Genomic DNA, 16,331 nt, shown 5'->3' with positions numbered 1-16,331 from the left:
GTCGGCGGATCCGGCGATCAGAGGGCGTCGAGCCCGCGCTCGCCGGTACGCACCCGGACGACCTCCTCGACGCCGGTCACCCAGACCTTGCCGTCGCCGATCTTGCCGGTCCGGGCGGCGCCGACGATCGCGTCCACGATCTTGTCGACGTCCATCTCGTCGGTGAGCACCTCGACCCGGATCTTGGGCAGGAACTCGACCGTGTACTCGGCACCCCGGTAGACCTCGGTGTGCCCCTTCTGCCGGCCGTAGCCCTGGACCTCGCTGACGGTCAGCCCGGCCACGCCGAGTGCGTGCAGGGCCTCCTTCACCGCGTCCAGCTGGTACGGCTTGATGACCGCGGTCACCAGCTTCATGTCCAACCCCTCCATCCCAGGAACGTTAACCGGCGACCTTCTCGCTGACCGGCGCGGAATCGTCGGACTCGACGGCGGGCTCCGCGGTCGACTTGCCGGCGCCGATCCCGGCCATCGCGAACGCGCCACCGCTGCTGCCCGTGGTGGGCGACAGGTCGTAGCCGCTCTCCGCGTGCTCGGCGATGTCGATGCCGTCGACCTCGGCCTCGGCGGAGACCCGCAGGCCGATCGTCTTGTCGATCACGAAGCCCAGGGCGAAGGCGATCACGAAGGAGTAGACGCTGACGATCAGCGCGCTGATCGCCTGCTTGCCGAGCAGCGTGGCGTCGCCGCCGACGAACAGGCCGTCGGTCTCCACCAGCGAGCTGACCGAGGCGGTGCCGAACAGGCCGATCCAGAGGCAGCCGATCCAGCCGCCGACGAAGTGCACGCCCACCACGTCGAGGGAGTCGTCGTAGCCGAGCCGGTACTTCAGACCGACCGCGAGGGCGCAGACCGCACCGGCCACCACGCCCAGCAGCACCGCTGCGGCCGGGGTGATGAACGCACAGGCCGGGGTGATCGCGACCAGGCCGGCGATGGCACCGGACGAGGCGCCGACCAAGGTCGGCTTGCCGTCGCGCAGCCACTCCACCACGATCCAGCCGAGCAGCGCGGCGGCGGTGGCGACCTGGGTGTTGATGAACGCCAGCGCGGTGACCCCGTCGGCGGTCAGCTCGGAGCCGGCGTTGAAGCCGAACCAGCCGAACCACAGCAGCGCGGCGCCGAGGGCGACCATCGGGACGTTGTGCGGCTTCATGCTCTCGCGCGGCCAGCCGACCCGCTTGCCGAGCACCAGCACCAGCGCGAGCGCCGCAGCACCGGCGTTGATGTGCACAGCGGTTCCGCCGGCGAAGTCCAGCGCGCCGATGTCGCCGCCGATCAGCCCGCCGCCCCAGACCATGTGGGCGACCGGGAAGTAGACCAGGGTGGCCCAGCCGAACGCGAACAGCAGCCAGCCGGCGAACTTCACCCGGTCGGACAGCGCGCCGCTGATCAGCGCCACGGTGATGACCGCGAACATCATCTGGAAGGCGATGAAGACGTAGATCGGGATACCCGTCTCGCCCCACAGGTCGTTCTCGCCGACGAAGGTCTTGGTGCCCAGGTACTGGCCCAGGTCACCCCAGAACTTGCCGCCCTCGCCGAAGGCGACGGTGAAGCCGTAGAAAAGCCACAGGATGCTGACGAGCCCGATGGACGAGAAGCTCATCATCATCATGTTCAGAACGCCCTTGGACCGGTTCAGGCCGCCGTAGAACAGCGCGAGACCGGGGGTCATGAGCAGCACGAGGGCAGTCGAGACAAGCAACCAGGCAGTGTTCCCGGTGTCGATCTCCACGCTGCCTCCTCTCGTTGTCGTATTCCTCCCTCCGACTGAGACCTGGCAGCATCGCCCGTCAGCCGGTTGCGCGGAAGCTTTGTCGCCGGCTGTTTCCTTCAGCGACACCGCACGATTTCCGACGCGTGACGGGTTGTTTCCGGCGTGTGAAGAACGCCGATCTTGGTCAGCGGAGCGCGTACTCCAGCTGGTGCCGCTCGTAGTCGAGCAGCCGCAGGTCACGCATAGGACGACGCAGGTGACCCTTGTGGACGATCCGGACGAACGCCGGCTCACCAGCCGCGGCCATCCGCCGGATGCCCTCGACGTGGTCGACGATGCGCTTGCGGATGGTCCGGATGAGGCGGTGCCGGTCGCGCGGGATCAGCCCGTACGCGTCGGCGAACAGCCGCAGCCGGCGCGGCCGGTCGGGGTGCTTCCAGCCGAGCGTGACCGAGTCGCGGTCGGAGAAGATCGGCACCCAGGTCCAGGCCGCGTACGCCACGTCGTAGATGCGGGCGCCGGGCGAGGCGAGGTCGAAGTCGATCAGCCCGAGCGTGCCGTCCGGCCGCCAGATCACGTTGTGCGGCGCGGCGTCGTGGTGGCAGATGACCTCGGTGTCCGGCGGGGGCGGCCCGAACGAGCGCCAGACCGCGCCGGGCGGCGGGGTGAAGCCGTACTGCGCGTCGTGGAACATCCGCAGCATGGTGGCCACCGTCACCAGGGCCTCGTCGGTGACCCAGTGCGGGGCCAGCGGGTACTCCCCGCACTCCCCCTCCAGGTACGACAGGACCTCCCGGTTGCGCTCGTCCATGCCGAGCGCCCGGGGCGCGCCGGTGAATCCGACGTACTCCAGGTGGCGCAGCAGCGCGTGCACGGAGGGCGTCCACGGGCCGGCGTTGCGCCGGACCGTGTCTCCCACACGGACCACTGTGCTCACGTTCCCGCCGTGCAGCGGGATCTCCTGCGAAGTCACGTACGGTCTCCCGAGGCGTGGCGACGGGTGGCTGGGGTCGCGCCACCCCGCGTAGGCGCGATCGTCAGTCGTCACGGGAGAGGCTACGCGTCCCGGGCGAGCGGCTCGGTGCCGAGCAACGCGTCGACGAACTGTGCCGGGTCGAACGGGGCCAGGTCGTCCTTGCCCTCGCCGAGGCCGACGAGCTTGACCGGGATGCCGAGCTTGCGCTGCACGGCGATCACGATGCCGCCCTTGGCCGTCCCGTCGAGCTTGGTCAGCACCACGCCGGTGACGTTCACCGCCTCGGTGAAGACCCGCGCCTGCTCCAGCCCGTTCTGGCCGGTGGTGGCGTCGAGGATCAGCAGCGTCTCGTCGATCGGGCCGTGCTTCTCCACCACCCGCTTGACCTTGCCCAGCTCGTCCATCAGGCCGACCTTGTTCTGCAGCCGGCCGGCGGTGTCGATGAGCACGGTGTCGACGCCGGTGTCGATGCCTCGCTTGACCGCGTCGAACGCGACGCTCGCCGGGTCGGCCGCCTCGGGCCCGCGGACCGTCTCGGCGCCCACCCGGCCGCCCCAGGTCTCCAGCTGGTCGGCGGCGGCGGCCCGGAACGTGTCGGCCGCGCCGAGCAGCACGCTGCGGCCGTCCGCGACGAGCACCCGGGCGATCTTGCCGCAGGTGGTGGTCTTGCCGGCGCCGTTGACGCCGACCACGAGCACCACCGCCGGGACGCCCTCCTTCGGCGCGGTGCGCAGCGAGCGGTCCAGGCTCGGGTCGAGCGCGTTGACCAGCTCGGCGGCGAGCAGCGCCCGCAGCTCGTCCCCGGTGCGGGTGCCGAGCACCCGGGTCCGCTCGCGCAGCCGGTCGACGATCTCCCGGGTGGCGTCGATGCCGACGTCGGCGGTGATCAGGCTGTCCTCGATCTCCTCCCAGGTGTCCTCGTCCAGCCGGTCGCGGCTGAGCAGGCCGAGCAGGCCCTTGCCGAAGACGTTCTGCGAGCGGGACAGCCGGGAGCGCAGCCGGACCAGCCGGCCGGCGGTGGGCTCCGGCACCTCGACCTGCGGCACCTCGACCGGAGGGGCCGGCGGCGCCTCGACCACCACGCCGGTGGTGAGTTCCGCCTCCGGGGCCTCGACCGGCGGGCCGGCCAGGTCCTCCTCCGTCCGGGTGTCGACCTCCGTGCGCGGCAGCGGCGGCTGCGGGCGCCGGCGCAGCCGGGGCACCACGAGGCTCAGGCCGCCGATGATCAGCACGCCGAGCAGGGCGAGAGCGACGAGGAGGTATTCCGTCATGCCCGAAATCCTGTCAGATGCCGGCGACGGCGTCCCACTCACCGCCTCGGCACGCGCACAACCTGCGGGTACGCTCGCACCGGAAGGCGTACCGCAACCGCCGGCCGGGTAGGGAACAGCCGAAACGATCTTGTCGGAGGTGTGTGTCGTGCTCGGTTCCCGCCTGCTCATCGGCCCGTTGCTGCGCCGGGTCGTCGACACGCGGGCGACCGTCTGGGTCGAGACGAGCGCGCCCGCGGTGGTCACCGTCCGCACGGCCGACGGCGCCACCGGCAGCGCGCCCACCTTCTCCGCGTACGACCACCACTACGCGATCGTCGTGGTGACCGGGCTCACCCCGGACAGCGCCACGACCTACGAGGTGCTGGTCGACGACGAGGTCGCGTGGCCGCTGCCCGACTCGTCGTTCCCGCCGAGCGTGATCCGGACCCGCGCGCTCGACGACGCCGACCAGCCGGTGCGGCTGCTGTTCGGCTCCTGCCGGGAGACCACCCAGCACTCCACCGCCCGGAAGCTGCCGCCGGACGCGCTGGACGCGTACGCCCGGCGGGTGATGGCCGCGCCCGATGAGGCCGTGCTGCCCGACCTGCTGGTGCTGCTCGGCGACCAGGTGTACGCGGACGAGACCTCGCCGACGGTGCGGCGGCTGCTCAAGCGGCGCCGGCGCCGGCCGAAGGACGCCCCGGCGACGCAGGTGGTCAGCTTCGACGAGTACACCAAGCTCTACCTGGAGTCGTGGCGCGACCCGGAGATCCGCTGGCTGTTCTCCACCGTGCCGAGCGTGATGATCTTCGACGACCACGAGGTGATCGACGACTGGAACACCTCGCAGTCGTGGCGCGCGGACATGCGCGAGCAGCCGTGGTGGGCCGAGCGGATCCGCAGCGGCCTCGCCTCCTACTGGGTCTACCAGCACCTGGGCAACCTGAGCCCGGACGAGATCGCCGCCGACCCGGTGTACGCGAAGGTGATCGCCGCCGAGGACGCCACGAGCGTCCTGCACGAGTTCGGCGAGCGGGTCGACAAGGAGGCCGACCTGGCGCACGACACCGAGCGCTGGCGGGCCGTGCAGTACCAGTGGAGCTACGCGCTGGACCTGGGCCGCACCCGCCTGGTCATGCTGGACAACCGGTCCAGCCGGGTGCTCCTGCCGCGCAACCGGGCGATGCTGCCGCCGGGCGAGTGGTCGTGGTTCCTCGACCAGGCGCACGGCACCTACGACCATCTGGTGGTGGGCAGCTCGCTGCCGTGGCTGCTGCCGCCGGGCATCCACCACGTCGAGGCGTGGAACGAGCGCCTGGCCGACTCGGACCGCCCCTGGGTGGCCCGGCTCTCCGAGCAGATCCGGCGGGCCCTGGACCTGGAGCACTGGGCGGCGTTCCGGCGCTCGTTCGAGGCGCTGGGCGAGCTGTTCGCGCGGCTGGGCAGCGGCACCGCGCCACGCACCGGCGCGCGGGTGGGCGCCGGGCCGGCGTACGCGCGACCGGCGTCGATCAGCGTGCTCTCCGGCGACGTGCACCACTCGTACGTGGCGCGGGCCCGGTTCGCCGACCGTGACGTCCGCACGCCGGTGCACCAGCTCACCTGTTCGCCGATCCACAACCAGGTGCCGGCCGGCATGCGCCCGCTGATGACGCTGGGCTGGAATCCGGGGCCGGCCGGGGCGACCCGGGCGCTGGCGCGTTCGGCCGGGGTACGCCGCCCGCCGGTGCGCTGGCGGAAGCTGGCCGGGCCCTATTTCGGCAACGCCGTGGCCACGCTCACCCACCAGGGCCGTAAGGCCGCCGTGGTGATCGAGGGCACGACCAGCGACGGCGAACTGCGACCGGTGGCGCAACAGCAACTCAGCGAGGGCGACTGAGTACCCTCTGAGCGTGGACGAGACGCTGCGCGCCGTGGAGCACGAGTTGACCGCGCTGCTGCGCCGCGGCCGGGCGCTGTCCTGGGAGATCGCCCGCGAGGTCCACCCGAACCTGGAGCCCAACGCTTACGGCCTGCTGCTCTGGCTGCGGCGGTCGGGGTCGACCCGGCTCACCGACCTGGCCGCGAAGCTGGGCATCGGCAAGGGCACGCTGAGCCGCCAGATCGGCGGACTGGAGGCGCTGGGCCTGGTCCGCCGCGACCCGGACCCGACGGACCGGCGGGCGGCCCAGCTCAGCCTCACCGAAGAGGGCACCCGGCGGTTCGACGCGGCCCGGGCGGCCCGACTCGGACAGATCAGGCGTTCGCTCGAAAGCTGGCCACAAGAGGACGTCGCGGACCTCGCCCGGCTGATGCACCGCTTCAACGAGTCGTTCTGACCCGGCCCCACCTGGAACAAAGCCCGGCCGGGTGAAGTTGTTGCTTTAGGCAACCACATCCTACGGTTGCCCGAGGCAACCCTTCTCCCCCGTCTCGGAGGCCACCCACGATGACTCAGGCGACTGCGCCCGCACGGGCGACCGCCGTCGACATGTCCCACCGGCAGATCCTGGAGGCCCTCTCCGGCCTGCTGCTGGGCATGTTCGTCGCGATCCTCTCCTCCACGGTCGTCTCCAACGCGCTGCCGCGGATCATCACCGACCTGCGCGGCGGTCAGTCCGCGTACACCTGGGTGGTCACCTCGACGCTGCTGGCGACCACCGCGACCACGCCCATCTGGGGCAAGCTCTCCGACCTGTTCAGCAAGAAGCTGCTGGTCCAGCTCTCCCTGGTGGTCTTCGTGCTGGGCTCGGTGCTCGCCGGGCAGGCACAGACCACCGGTGAGCTGATCGCCTGCCGGGTCGTGCAGGGCGTCGGCGCGGGCGGCCTCACCGCCCTCGCCCAGGTGATCATGGCGACGATGATCGCCCCGCGCGAGCGCGGCCGGTACAGCGGCTACCTCGGCGCGGTGATGGCCGTCGGCACCATCGGCGGGCCGCTCATCGGCGGCGTGATCGTGGACACCTCCTGGCTCGGCTGGCGCTGGTGCTTCTACGTGGGCGTGCCGTTCGCCGTGCTCGCCCTGATCGTGCTCCAGCGGACGCTGCGGCTGCCGGTGGTCAAGCGCGATGTGAAGATCGACTGGTGGGGCGCCACGCTCATCACCGCCGCCGTCTCGCTGCTGCTCGTCTGGATCACTCTGGCCGGTGACAGGTACGACTGGGTCTCCTGGCAGAGCGGTGCGATGGTGGCCGGCGCGGCGCTGCTCGGCGTGCTCGCCACCCGGGTCGAGAAGCGTGCCGCGGACCCCATGATCCCGCCGCGGCTGTTCCGCAACCGCACCATCACGCTCGCCGTCATCGCCAGCATCGCGGTCGGCGTCGGCATGTTCGGCGCCTCGGTGTTCCTCGGGCAGTACTTCCAGATCAGCCGCGGCGCCAGCCCGACGATGTCCGGCCTGATGACGCTCCCGATGATCGGCGGCCTGCTGGTCTCCTCCACGGTGGTCGGCCGGATCATCACCGCCACCGGCCGCTGGAAGAGCTGGCTCGTCATCGGCTCGGTACTGCTCACCGCCGGCTTCGCGCTGATGGGCACCATGCGCGCGGACACCCCGTACTGGCACCTGGCCGTCTTCATGGCCCTGATCGGCCTCGGCGTCGGCATGTCCATGCAGAACCTGGTGCTGGCCGTGCAGAACACGGTCCGCCCGGACGAACTGGGCGCGGCCAGCTCGGTGGTGGCGTTCTTCCGCAGCCTCGGCGGCGCGATCGGCGTGAGCGCGCTCGGCGCGGTGCTCGGGCACCGGGTCACCGGCTACACGGCCGACGGTCTGAGCCGCCTCGGCATCCCGGCCTCCGGGTCGGGTGGCGGCGGCCTGCCGGACGTGCACACGCTGCCCGGCCCGATCCGCACGGTGGTCGAGTCCGCGTACGGGCACGCCGCCGGTGACATCTTCCTGGCCGCCGCCCCGTTCGGGCTGCTCGCCCTCGTCGCGGTGGTCCTCATCCGGGAGGTGCCGCTGCGCCGCTCCAACGCCGAGCCGGTCATCCCCGCCGGGCGGGAGAAGGCCGACGTGATCCCGGCCGGAGCGGGGGACTGACGATGGACGCCGCGGAACGTGAGCGGTACGGCCCGCGGACCCGTCCGCTGCCCTACGAACGGGGTACGGACGGGCCACGGGTGGTACTGGTCGGCGTGGACGGCAGCCGCACCTCGATGCGCGCCGCCGCGTACGCCGCCGGGCTGGCCCGGCGGCAGGGCGCCACGCTGGTGGCGGTGTTCGTCAGCTCGCCGACCTCGTACAGCGCGATGCTCTCCGGCGTGGTGGCCGGCGCGGTCCAGCAGACCCACGACGAGCTGGCCGACGAGCTGCGCGCCGAGTGCCGGCGTGGGGCCGAGGAACTGGACCTGCCGGTGACGTTCCTGTGCCGGCGCGGCGACGCCTACACCGAGCTGTGCCGGGCCGCCGACGAGCACCGGGCCGACATGGTGGTGGTCGGGTCCTCCGAGCAGGCCGGGCACAAGCTGGTCGGCTCGGTCGCCACCCGGCTGGTCCGCACCGGCCGCTGGCCGGTCGTCGTGGTGCCGTAGGCCGGCGATTAACGCATCGCGGCGTGCCCGGCGCTCACCTAGCATCCCTCGGATGACCTGGACCGTACCTGAGATCGACCGCCGCCACGAGCCCTACGTCGCCGACGAGCGCTCCATGCTGCAAGGCTGGCTCGACCTCCACCGTGACACCCTGCAACACAAGTGCGCCGGGCTGACCGCCGAGCAACTGCGCACACCGAGCGTGGAGCCCTCCGGGCTGACCCTGCTCGGCCTGGTCCGGCACATGGCCGACGTCGAGCGGTGGTGGTTCCGCCACCGCGCCGCCGCCCTGGACCTGCCGGACCTCTACGACTACAGCACCGACCCGGACGCCGACCTCAACGACATCGCCGACGTCGACCCGGCCGAGGCGTTCGCCACGCTGCGGGCCGAGATCGAGGCGGCCGACCGGGCCGTGGCCGACCTGCCGCTGGACCACACCTTCCGCCTACGCCGGGGCGACACCGTCAACGAGATCAGCCTGCGCTGGGTGTACGTGCACATGATCGAGGAGTACGCCCGGCACAACGGCCACGCCGACCTGATCCGGGAACGTGTCGACGGCGTGACCGGGAGCTGACCCGGCTCAGTACGCCAGCGCCGCCCGCAGGTACCGCAGGTCGGCCGGGCCGCTCCAGCGGTGCGCGGACAGGCCCGCCACCCGGGCGCCGGCCACCGCGCGGTCCTCGTCGTCGACGAACAGCACCCGCCCCGGCGGCGTCTCCAGTGCCTCGCAGGCGGCCTGGAAGTACTCCTTCGCCGGCTTGTGCACCCCGATGACCGAGGAGTTGACGATCACGTCCAGCTCCTCGGTCAGGCCCAGCGCGGCCAGGTCGGCGTCGAGCAGGTCGGTGGCGTTGGTGCCCAGCCCCACCCGGATGCCCGCCGCCCGCACCTCACGGACGAACGCCAGCACGTCCGGATCGACCTCGCCGCGGTAGCTCTGCCACTCCTGGACCGCCGCACGGGCCCGGTCCACGCCGACTGCGGGGGTCAGCGCGTCGGCCACGCTCGTCATCCACTGGGCGTGGCTGACCTGCCCGGTCAGCACCGGCTGGAGCAGTCCCCAGGACATCGCGATCTCACCGAGGACGCCCTCGGTCAGCCCGTACTCCCGCTCGACGCCGACGGCCACCGCCGGGTCCCAGCGGCGCAGCACGCCGTCGAAGTCCACCAGGAGCGCCGTGGCGCGTTCCCGACTCACTCGTCTGTCACCTGTTCCTCGTCGTCGGCCCGGTTGAGCCGCTGGCTGATCACCTGGGTCACACCGGCGCGCATGGTCACCCCGTAGAGCGCGTCGGCGATCTCCATGGTCCGCTTCTGGTGTGTGATCACGATCAGCTGGCTCTTCTCCCGCAACTGTGCCAGCAGCGTGATCAGGCGGCCCAGGTTCACGTCGTCGAGCGCCGCCTCCACCTCGTCCATGATGTAGAACGGGCTGGGCCGGGCGCGGAAGATCGCCACGAGCATGGCCACCGCGGTCAGCGACCGCTCCCCGCCGGAGAGCAGCGAGAGCCGCTTGATCTTCTTGCCCGGCGGGCGGGCCTCGACCTCGACACCGGTGGTGAGCATGTCCTCGGGGTCGGTGAGGATCAGCCGGCCCTCGCCGCCGGGGAACAGCACCGTGAAGACCTGCTCGAACTCCCGGGCGGTGTCGGCGAACGCGCTGGCGAAGACCTCAAGGATGCGGTCGTCCACGTCCTTGACCACTGTGAGCAGGTCCCGGCGGGTGGCCTTGAGGTCCTCCAGCTGCTCGGAGAGAAACTTGAAACGCTCCTCCAGCGCCGCGAACTCCTCCAGCGCGAGCGGGTTCACCTTGCCCAGCAGGGCCAGCTCCCGCTCCGCCTTGGCGGCCCGCTTCTCCTGCACCGGCCGCTCGTAGCGGACCGGCTCCGGCACCGGCCGGCCGTCCTTCTCGGCGAGCGCCACGTCCGCGTCGGTGGGCGGCACCAGCCGGTCCGGGCCGTACTCGGCGACGAGCGTGGCCACGTCCAGCCCGAAGTCCTCGGCGGCCTTGGCCTCCAGCTGCTCGATGCGCATCCGCTGTTCGGCGCGGGCCACCTCGTCGCGGTGCACCTGGCTGGTGAGCCGTTCCAGCTCGGCGGCGAGGCGCTTGGCCGCGCCGCGTACCTCGGACAGCTCGGCCTCGCGCGCGGCGCGCTCGCGGGCGACGGCGTCGCGGTGCTCCTCGGCCCGGGCGATGGAGACGGTGAGCCGGGTGAGCGCCTCGCGGGCGCCGCCGACCACGGCCCGGGCGATCTGGGCGCCCCGGGTACGGGCCGCGCGCCGGGCCGCGGCGCGCTCCCGCGCCGCGCGTTCGGCGGTGGCCTGCCGGGCCAGCGAGTCGGCCCGCCCGGCGATCGAGGCCACCCGCTCCTCGGCGGTACGCACAGCGAGCCGGACCTCCATCTCGTTCTGCCGTGCCTGCGGCACCATGGCGGCGAGCTGGTCCCGCTCCTCGGTGGACGGCTCGGCGTCGATCGGGGTGGCCTCGGCCAGCCGGAGCCGTTCCTCCAGTTCGGCGAGCGCCGCCAGGTCCCGTTCCCGGGCCGCCTCGGCGCGGGAACGGGACTCGCCGAGCCGGTCGGTCTCCGCCTTCGCCGAGCGGGCCGCGGCGCCCAGTTCGGCGAGGCGGCGCGCGGCGGCGTTGCGGTGGCTCTCCGCCTCCCGCTTGGCGGCGGCGGCGTGCTGCACCGCCTCCTTGGCGGCGGCCACCTCGGCGCGCGCCTCGGCCAGCTGTTCCCGCAGCTCGGTGGCGGTGCGCTCGGCGGTGGCCCGGTTGGCCCGCGCCTCCTCGACGGCGGCCTGCACCTCGATGAAGCTCGGCGCCTTGGCCGACCCGCCCGCCGCCACGTACGCACCGACAACGTCACCGTCGGGGGTGACCGCGCGCAGCTCCGGGTTCGCCGCGACGAGCGCGGACGCGGCGGCCAGGTCGTCGACGAGCGCCACGTCGCGCAGCGCCCGGTGCACGGCCGGGCGGATCGAGGCCGAGCACTCCACCAGGTCGGGGGCCCAGCGGGCGCCCTCGGGCAGCTTCGGGCGCAGCGCGTCGGCGGAGCCGTCCATGCCCGGTCCGGCGGGGCTGCCGACGAGCAGTCCGGCCCGGCCGGCGTCGGAAATCTTGAGCAGCCGCATCGCCTCGACCGCTTCGTCCACGCCGCTGACCGCCACCGCGTCGGCCAGGCCGCCCAGCGCGGCGGCGAGCGCCGCCTCGTCACCGGGTGCGACGGTGAGCAGCCCGGCGAGGCTGCCGAGCAGCCCTGGCACCTGGTCGGCGCGGGCGAGCAGTTCCCCGGCGCCGTCCTTGCGGCGCAGGCCCATGGCGAGCGCCTCCTCGCGGGCCTTCCAGGTGGCGGCGTCCTTCTCGGCGGCGCGCTCACCGTCGGCGAGGCTGCGCACCGCAGCCTGGGCCCGCTCGTGCACGGCCACCGCCTCGTCGTGCCGGGCGTCCAGGTCGGCGTTGTCCCGGTCGGCCTCGGTCGACTGTTCGGCGACCGCGTCCAGGTCGGCCTGCGCCTTCTCGGCCCGGCCCATCGCGTCGGTGTGCGCGGCGGCGAGCCGTTCGATCTCCTCGCCGGCGCTCGTGGTCCGTGCCCGGGCGGAGTTGACCTGGCCGGTCAGGCGGGCCAGCCCCTCCCGCCGGTCGGCGATGGCCTTGGCGGCGGCGACCAGCTCCCGCTCGGCGGCGGCGAGCTGCCGTTCCAGCTCCTGGCGGTGCTCGACCGCCTCGGCCAGCCGGATCTGGTCCTCGGTGAGCGCGGCGCGCAGCTCCTCCTCCTGCTCGCGGACGCGCCGCGACTCCGCCTCCAGCTGTTCCGGGTCGCGGCCGGGGCGCTCGTCGTCGCCGGGGGCGCTGAGGTGACGCAGCCGCTCCCGGGCCAGTTGCTCGATCGAGCGGAACCGCTCCTGGAGCGCGGAGAGGCGGTACCAGGTGTCCTGCGCCGCCGCGAGCAGCGGTGCGTCCTCGGCCAGCGCCGCCTCCAGCTCGCCGAGGCGGCCCTGCACCTCGCCGTGCTCGGCCTCGATCAGCTCGCGCCGCTCGCGCAGCGCGGTCTCGTCGGCGATCTCCTTGTCCAGTGTGGTCCGCAGCGTGTGCAGGTCGTCGGCGAGCAGCCGCAGCCGGGCGTCACGCAGGTTGGCCTGGATCCCGGCGGCGCGGCGGGCCACCTCGGCCTGCCGGCCCAGCGGCTTGAGCTGGCGGCGCAGCTCGGCGGTGAGGTCGGTCAGGCGGTTGAGGTTGGTCTGCATCGCGTCGAGCTTCCGCAGCGCCTTCTCCTTGCGCTTGCGGTGCTTGAGGACGCCCGCCGCCTCCTCGATGAACGCCCGCCGGTCCTCCGGCTTGGCGTGCAGCATGCCGTCGAGGCGGCCCTGGCCGACGATGATGTGCATCTCCCGGCCGATGCCCGAGTCGGACAGCAGCTCCTGGATGTCCAGCAGACGGCAGGAGTCGCCGTTGATCTCGTACTCGCTCTCGCCGGAGCGGAACATCCGGCGGGTGATGGAGACCTCGGTGTACTCGATCGGCAGCGCGCCGTCGGTGTTGTCGATGGTGAGGGTGACCTCGGCCCGGCCCAGCGGCGCCCGCCCGGCGGTGCCGGCGAAGATGACGTCCTCCATCTTGCCGCCACGCAGCGCCTTGGCGCCCTGCTCGCCGAGCACCCAGGCGATGGCGTCGACGACGTTGGACTTGCCGGAGCCGTTCGGGCCCACCACGCAGGTGATCCCGGGCTCCAGCTTCAACGTCGTGGCGGAGGCGAAGGATTTGAAGCCCTTCACCGTCAGGCTCTTGAGATGCACCTTCTCGATCCTCGTCCGGTGGCCGCCGTACCGTCGCCGGCTGCGCGGACCTGGTGAACCCGCAGACTAACCCGGGACCGGGGCGGCGCCGCCACGCGACCCACCCGCCGGACCGGCTGTCCGCTTTCCGCCCGGAGGTCACGGACGGAACGGAAATGCATGATCACAATTACCGGGCGCAATTCCGGGCGGTTCCGCAAGATCGAGAATTGCGACGGCGGCGACGAAAAGGGGTACGCACATGGCTGCGCGCCGGCACTTGAGTGTCGGCGCGCTTTTCGGTGTGGTGCGATTCAGTTTTCCGACAACTGGAGATCAGGTCAGCGCGGGCTCGGCCAGACGGAGGAGGTCATCTGCCTCCGCCGCTGCCGCCGCAAGCCGATCGTTGTCGGCGCGCAGACGCGTGATCTCGAACTCCAGTGCCTGAACCCTGGCACGCAGTCGGGTGACCTCGTCGAGCAGACGCCGGTCGGGCGCTGCACTTACGTGGCCGTAGAGGGCCTTCGCCATGCTGACTCCTTGATGTGCGCTGCCGGAAAGGCCGGCCAACGCGCGCCCATGATGTTCGCGGCTGCCATTCCCACTGCATCGGGGCATGGCTGGGCGCGACTGGCGACACCTACATATTGAGCCGAAACCCCCTCCTTCGTCAAGTTGACCAAGGCCGTAGATCATCTCCACGTCGGCCGGTCCACTCGCCGGGGGCTGCCACAAGGCGCGGACACGCTCTGTCCGGACGCCTTTACTGTACGCCGGAAATGTGCGAAGGACTCATCCTTGCCGCCGGCTTCGCCTTAACTCTTTCTTAGCCACGTTGCCGCAGCTTGGAGCGCGCCCGTAGCGTCACCCGGGCCCGCAACCGACCCGTGGAGGGGACAGGCGTGTACCGCTGGAACGACCCGATCGAACCGGAGGGCGCCCGCCGGCGTCCCGAGCCGCCGACCGACGAGGGTCCGGCGTGGCTCAGCGACCGGCCCGAGCCGCGGTCGTCGTACCTGTTCGGGGACGGAGCGCAGCAGCCGCCCGCCGACTCCTACCCGCCGGCCCGGGACCGGTGGAACGGCGAGGAGCAGCCGACCGCCGCGTGGCAGAGCCAGGAGCCCGCGTGGCGGGGCCACGAGCAGCCCGCGGCGTGGCAGGGGCAGGAACAGCCCACCGCCTGGCAGGGGCAGGAACAGCCGGCCACCTGGCAGGGCCGGGAACAGCCCGCTGCCTGGCAGGGGCATGAGCAGCCGGCCGGCGGCTGGGAGCAGCCCGCCGCGACCTGGCGGCCGGCGACCGACACCCCGGCCGACGACCGGCGGAGCCCGAAGCGGCGCCTGTCCCGGCCGTTCGTGATCGGCGGTGCCGCCGCCGCGGCGACGCTTGTGGTGAGCCTCGGCGTGGGCGCCGTCCTGCTGCCCCGCGACGACCAGGGCACCAAGCGCACCTCCGCCGACGCGCCGGTGGCCGCCGCGCCGCAGGCGCCCGAGGGGTCGGAGGAGGCGCCCGCCGACGCGCTCGCCCCCGAGTCGGCGAGCCCGTCCGCCGTACCGACCACCGCCGCGCCGAGCCCGACGAAGAAGGCCACCCCGAAGCCGAACCGCAGCACCGCCCCGTCGCGGCAGCAGGAGCGCAGCAGCGCCCCGAGCGGCGGGTCGAGCAGTGGTGGATCGAGCGGCGGCTCCACGAGCACCAAGGCCACCGCCACGACCGGGCTCAGCGCCGAACTCCAGAAGGTCGTCACGATCGTCAATCAGGAGCGGGCGAAGGCCGGCTGCAAGGCGCTCACCGTCAACGCCAAGCTGAACCTGGCCGCCCAGCGGCACAGCCAGGACCAGGCCGACCACCAGAAGATGGACCACACGGGCAGCGACGGCAGCCAGCCCTGGGACCGGGTCAAGGCCGCCGGCTACAGCTACCGCATGGTGGGCGAGAACGTGGCCTGGAACTACCAGACGCCGGCGGCGGTCATGGAGGGCTGGATGAACTCCGAAGGCCACCGGAAGAACATCCTCAACTGCTCGTACACCCAGATCGGGGTGGGTGTGGCGCGCAGCAACGGGCCGTACTGGACGCAGGTCTTCGCCACCCCGAGCTGACCGCGCGTCGTGACCGGCCCGGCGCTCGTTGACCGGTCGGGGGCGGCGTCGGGCCGCCCGCGTCCGGGGAGCTGTCGATGCGGATCCGGCCGGTGTGGGCCGTGCCGCGCTCCCGGCCGGCCCACGTCCGCCGACGTGGCCCGCGCCGGGGCCCGGCGCTCGCGCTGACCGCGCTGCTGCTCGCCCCGGTGCCGGCCTGCCGCCGGCCGATCACACCGCCCGGCGCGCCCACGCCCTGGCCGGCCGCCCAGGCCGAAAGCTGGCGGTGGCAGTGGCAGCTCACCACCCCGGTGGACGTCACGGTAGACGCCGACGTCTTCCTCCTCGACCCGGTGACGACCACCTCGGCCGAGACCGCCGCGCTGCGCGAGCAGGGCCGCCGGCTGGTCTGCCACGTGCGGGTCGGCACGTACGCCGCCGACGACCCGGACGCCACCCGCTTCCCCGCCGCCGTACGCGGCACGGCGGCGGCGGGGCGGCCGGCAAGCCGCTTCCTGGACGTACGGAACTGGGACGCGCTCGCGCCGGTGCTGGCCGACCGGTTCCGCCTGTGCCGGGGCAAGGGCTTCGGCGCGGTGGCGTTCGCCGACGCGGACGGCTACCGGCACCGCTCCGGCTTCCCACTGGACTTCGACGACCAGTTGCTGTTCAACCGCCGGCTGGCCGGGCTGGCCCGCAAGATCGGCCTCTCCCCCGGTCTGGTCGACGACGTGGCGCAGGTGGCCGCGCTCGCCCCCGACTTCGACTTCGCGGTCAACCAGGAGTGCGTACGCCGCCGCGAGTGCGCGAAGCTGCTGCCGTTCGTCGACGCCGGGAAGCCGGTCTTCCACGTCGAGTACACCGGCGACCCGGCGGACTTCTGCGTCACCTCGGTCGGCTACGGCTTCGCCTCGATCCGCAAGGACCGGCAGTTGGACGCCGGGCGGGAGCCGTGCGTGCTGCCGTGACGCCGCGGCGCCCCCGCCCGTCGGGGAGCGGGGGCGCCGGCGT

General features: G+C 72.7%; 14 protein-coding genes. 7 read left to right on the top strand and 7 right to left on the bottom strand.

Going from position 1 to position 16,331, the window contains the following annotated elements; genetic code table 11:
• Positions 1-17: 17 nt before the first annotated feature.
• The 4 genes from GA0070562_RS11200 to ftsY form a co-directional block, all read right to left on the bottom strand.
• Positions 18-356 (bottom strand): P-II family nitrogen regulator, encoded by a 339-nt coding sequence (locus tag GA0070562_RS11200; RefSeq protein ID WP_013284578.1) that lies wholly within the window; start codon positions 354-356, stop codon positions 18-20.
• Positions 357-381: 25 nt separating this feature from the next.
• On the bottom strand, positions 382-1,737 hold the full coding sequence (locus GA0070562_RS11195) for an ammonium transporter (protein ID WP_091419554.1): 1,356 nt from the start codon (positions 1,735-1,737) through the stop codon (positions 382-384).
• A 166-nt stretch (positions 1,738-1,903) separates the two neighbouring features.
• Complete coding sequence (locus GA0070562_RS11190; protein ID WP_175438700.1) at positions 1,904-2,767, bottom strand: phosphotransferase; 864 nt, start codon at positions 2,765-2,767, stop codon at positions 1,904-1,906.
• Between the two features lie 8 nt (positions 2,768-2,775).
• Positions 2,776-3,966 carry a signal recognition particle-docking protein FtsY gene (gene ftsY / locus GA0070562_RS11185; protein ID WP_091419549.1) on the bottom strand — a complete coding sequence of 397 codons (1,191 nt, stop codon included), beginning with the start codon at positions 3,964-3,966 and terminating at the stop codon, positions 2,776-2,778.
• A gap of 148 nt (positions 3,967-4,114) precedes the next feature.
• Here ftsY and GA0070562_RS11180 point away from each other — a divergent pair, with 148 nt between their 5' ends.
• The 5 genes from GA0070562_RS11180 to GA0070562_RS11160 all read left to right on the top strand — a co-directional run bounded on the left by GA0070562_RS11180 (position 4,115) and on the right by GA0070562_RS11160 (position 9,040).
• Positions 4,115-5,827, top strand: coding sequence for an alkaline phosphatase D family protein (locus GA0070562_RS11180; RefSeq protein ID WP_091419546.1), 1,713 nt, complete (start codon positions 4,115-4,117; stop codon positions 5,825-5,827).
• Positions 5,828-5,840: 13 nt separating this feature from the next.
• Positions 5,841-6,266 (top strand): MarR family winged helix-turn-helix transcriptional regulator, encoded by a 426-nt coding sequence (locus GA0070562_RS11175; RefSeq protein ID WP_091419544.1) that lies wholly within the window; start codon positions 5,841-5,843, stop codon positions 6,264-6,266.
• Between the two features lie 110 nt (positions 6,267-6,376).
• Positions 6,377-7,969, top strand: coding sequence for an MDR family MFS transporter (locus GA0070562_RS11170; protein ID WP_091419541.1), 1,593 nt, complete (start codon positions 6,377-6,379; stop codon positions 7,967-7,969).
• Positions 7,970-7,971: 2 nt separating this feature from the next.
• A complete protein-coding gene (locus GA0070562_RS11165; protein ID WP_091419539.1) occupies positions 7,972-8,460 on the top strand; it encodes a universal stress protein in 489 nt (162 codons plus the stop codon).
• A 52-nt stretch (positions 8,461-8,512) separates the two neighbouring features.
• Positions 8,513-9,040: a DinB family protein gene (locus GA0070562_RS11160; RefSeq protein ID WP_091419537.1), complete on the top strand. Its 528-nt coding sequence runs from the start codon at positions 8,513-8,515 to the stop codon at positions 9,038-9,040.
• Positions 9,041-9,046: 6 nt separating this feature from the next.
• On the opposite strand, the gene GA0070562_RS11155 is transcribed toward GA0070562_RS11160, so the two are convergent.
• The 3 genes from GA0070562_RS11155 to GA0070562_RS11145 all read right to left on the bottom strand — a co-directional run bounded on the left by GA0070562_RS11155 (position 9,047) and on the right by GA0070562_RS11145 (position 13,770).
• Positions 9,047-9,664, bottom strand: coding sequence for an HAD family hydrolase (locus tag GA0070562_RS11155; RefSeq protein ID WP_091419534.1), 618 nt, complete (start codon positions 9,662-9,664; stop codon positions 9,047-9,049).
• The gene (gene smc / locus GA0070562_RS11150) at positions 9,661-13,260 is read right to left on the bottom strand and encodes a chromosome segregation protein SMC (protein ID WP_091419532.1); all 3,600 of its coding nucleotides are present in this window, start codon (positions 13,258-13,260) and stop codon (positions 9,661-9,663) included. The genes GA0070562_RS11155 and smc overlap by 4 nt, the downstream gene beginning before the upstream one ends.
• A 315-nt stretch (positions 13,261-13,575) precedes the next feature.
• A complete protein-coding gene (locus GA0070562_RS11145; protein WP_013284566.1) occupies positions 13,576-13,770 on the bottom strand; it encodes a hypothetical protein in 195 nt (64 codons plus the stop codon).
• A 371-nt stretch (positions 13,771-14,141) separates the two neighbouring features.
• On the opposite strand from GA0070562_RS11145, the gene GA0070562_RS11140 reads away from it, so the two are divergent.
• Positions 14,142-15,341, top strand: coding sequence for a CAP domain-containing protein (locus GA0070562_RS11140; RefSeq protein ID WP_091419529.1), 1,200 nt, complete (start codon positions 14,142-14,144; stop codon positions 15,339-15,341).
• Positions 15,342-15,418: 77 nt separating this feature from the next.
• Positions 15,419-16,288 (top strand): endo alpha-1,4 polygalactosaminidase, encoded by an 870-nt coding sequence (locus GA0070562_RS11135; protein WP_091419526.1) that lies wholly within the window; start codon positions 15,419-15,421, stop codon positions 16,286-16,288.
• Positions 16,289-16,331 lie beyond the last annotated feature (43 nt).

The organism is Micromonospora tulbaghiae (assembly GCF_900091605.1).
In the GTDB taxonomy this organism is placed as follows: Bacteria; Actinomycetota; Actinomycetes; order Mycobacteriales; family Micromonosporaceae; genus Micromonospora; species Micromonospora tulbaghiae.
This window is presented reverse-complemented; position numbering and strand designations above follow the sequence as displayed.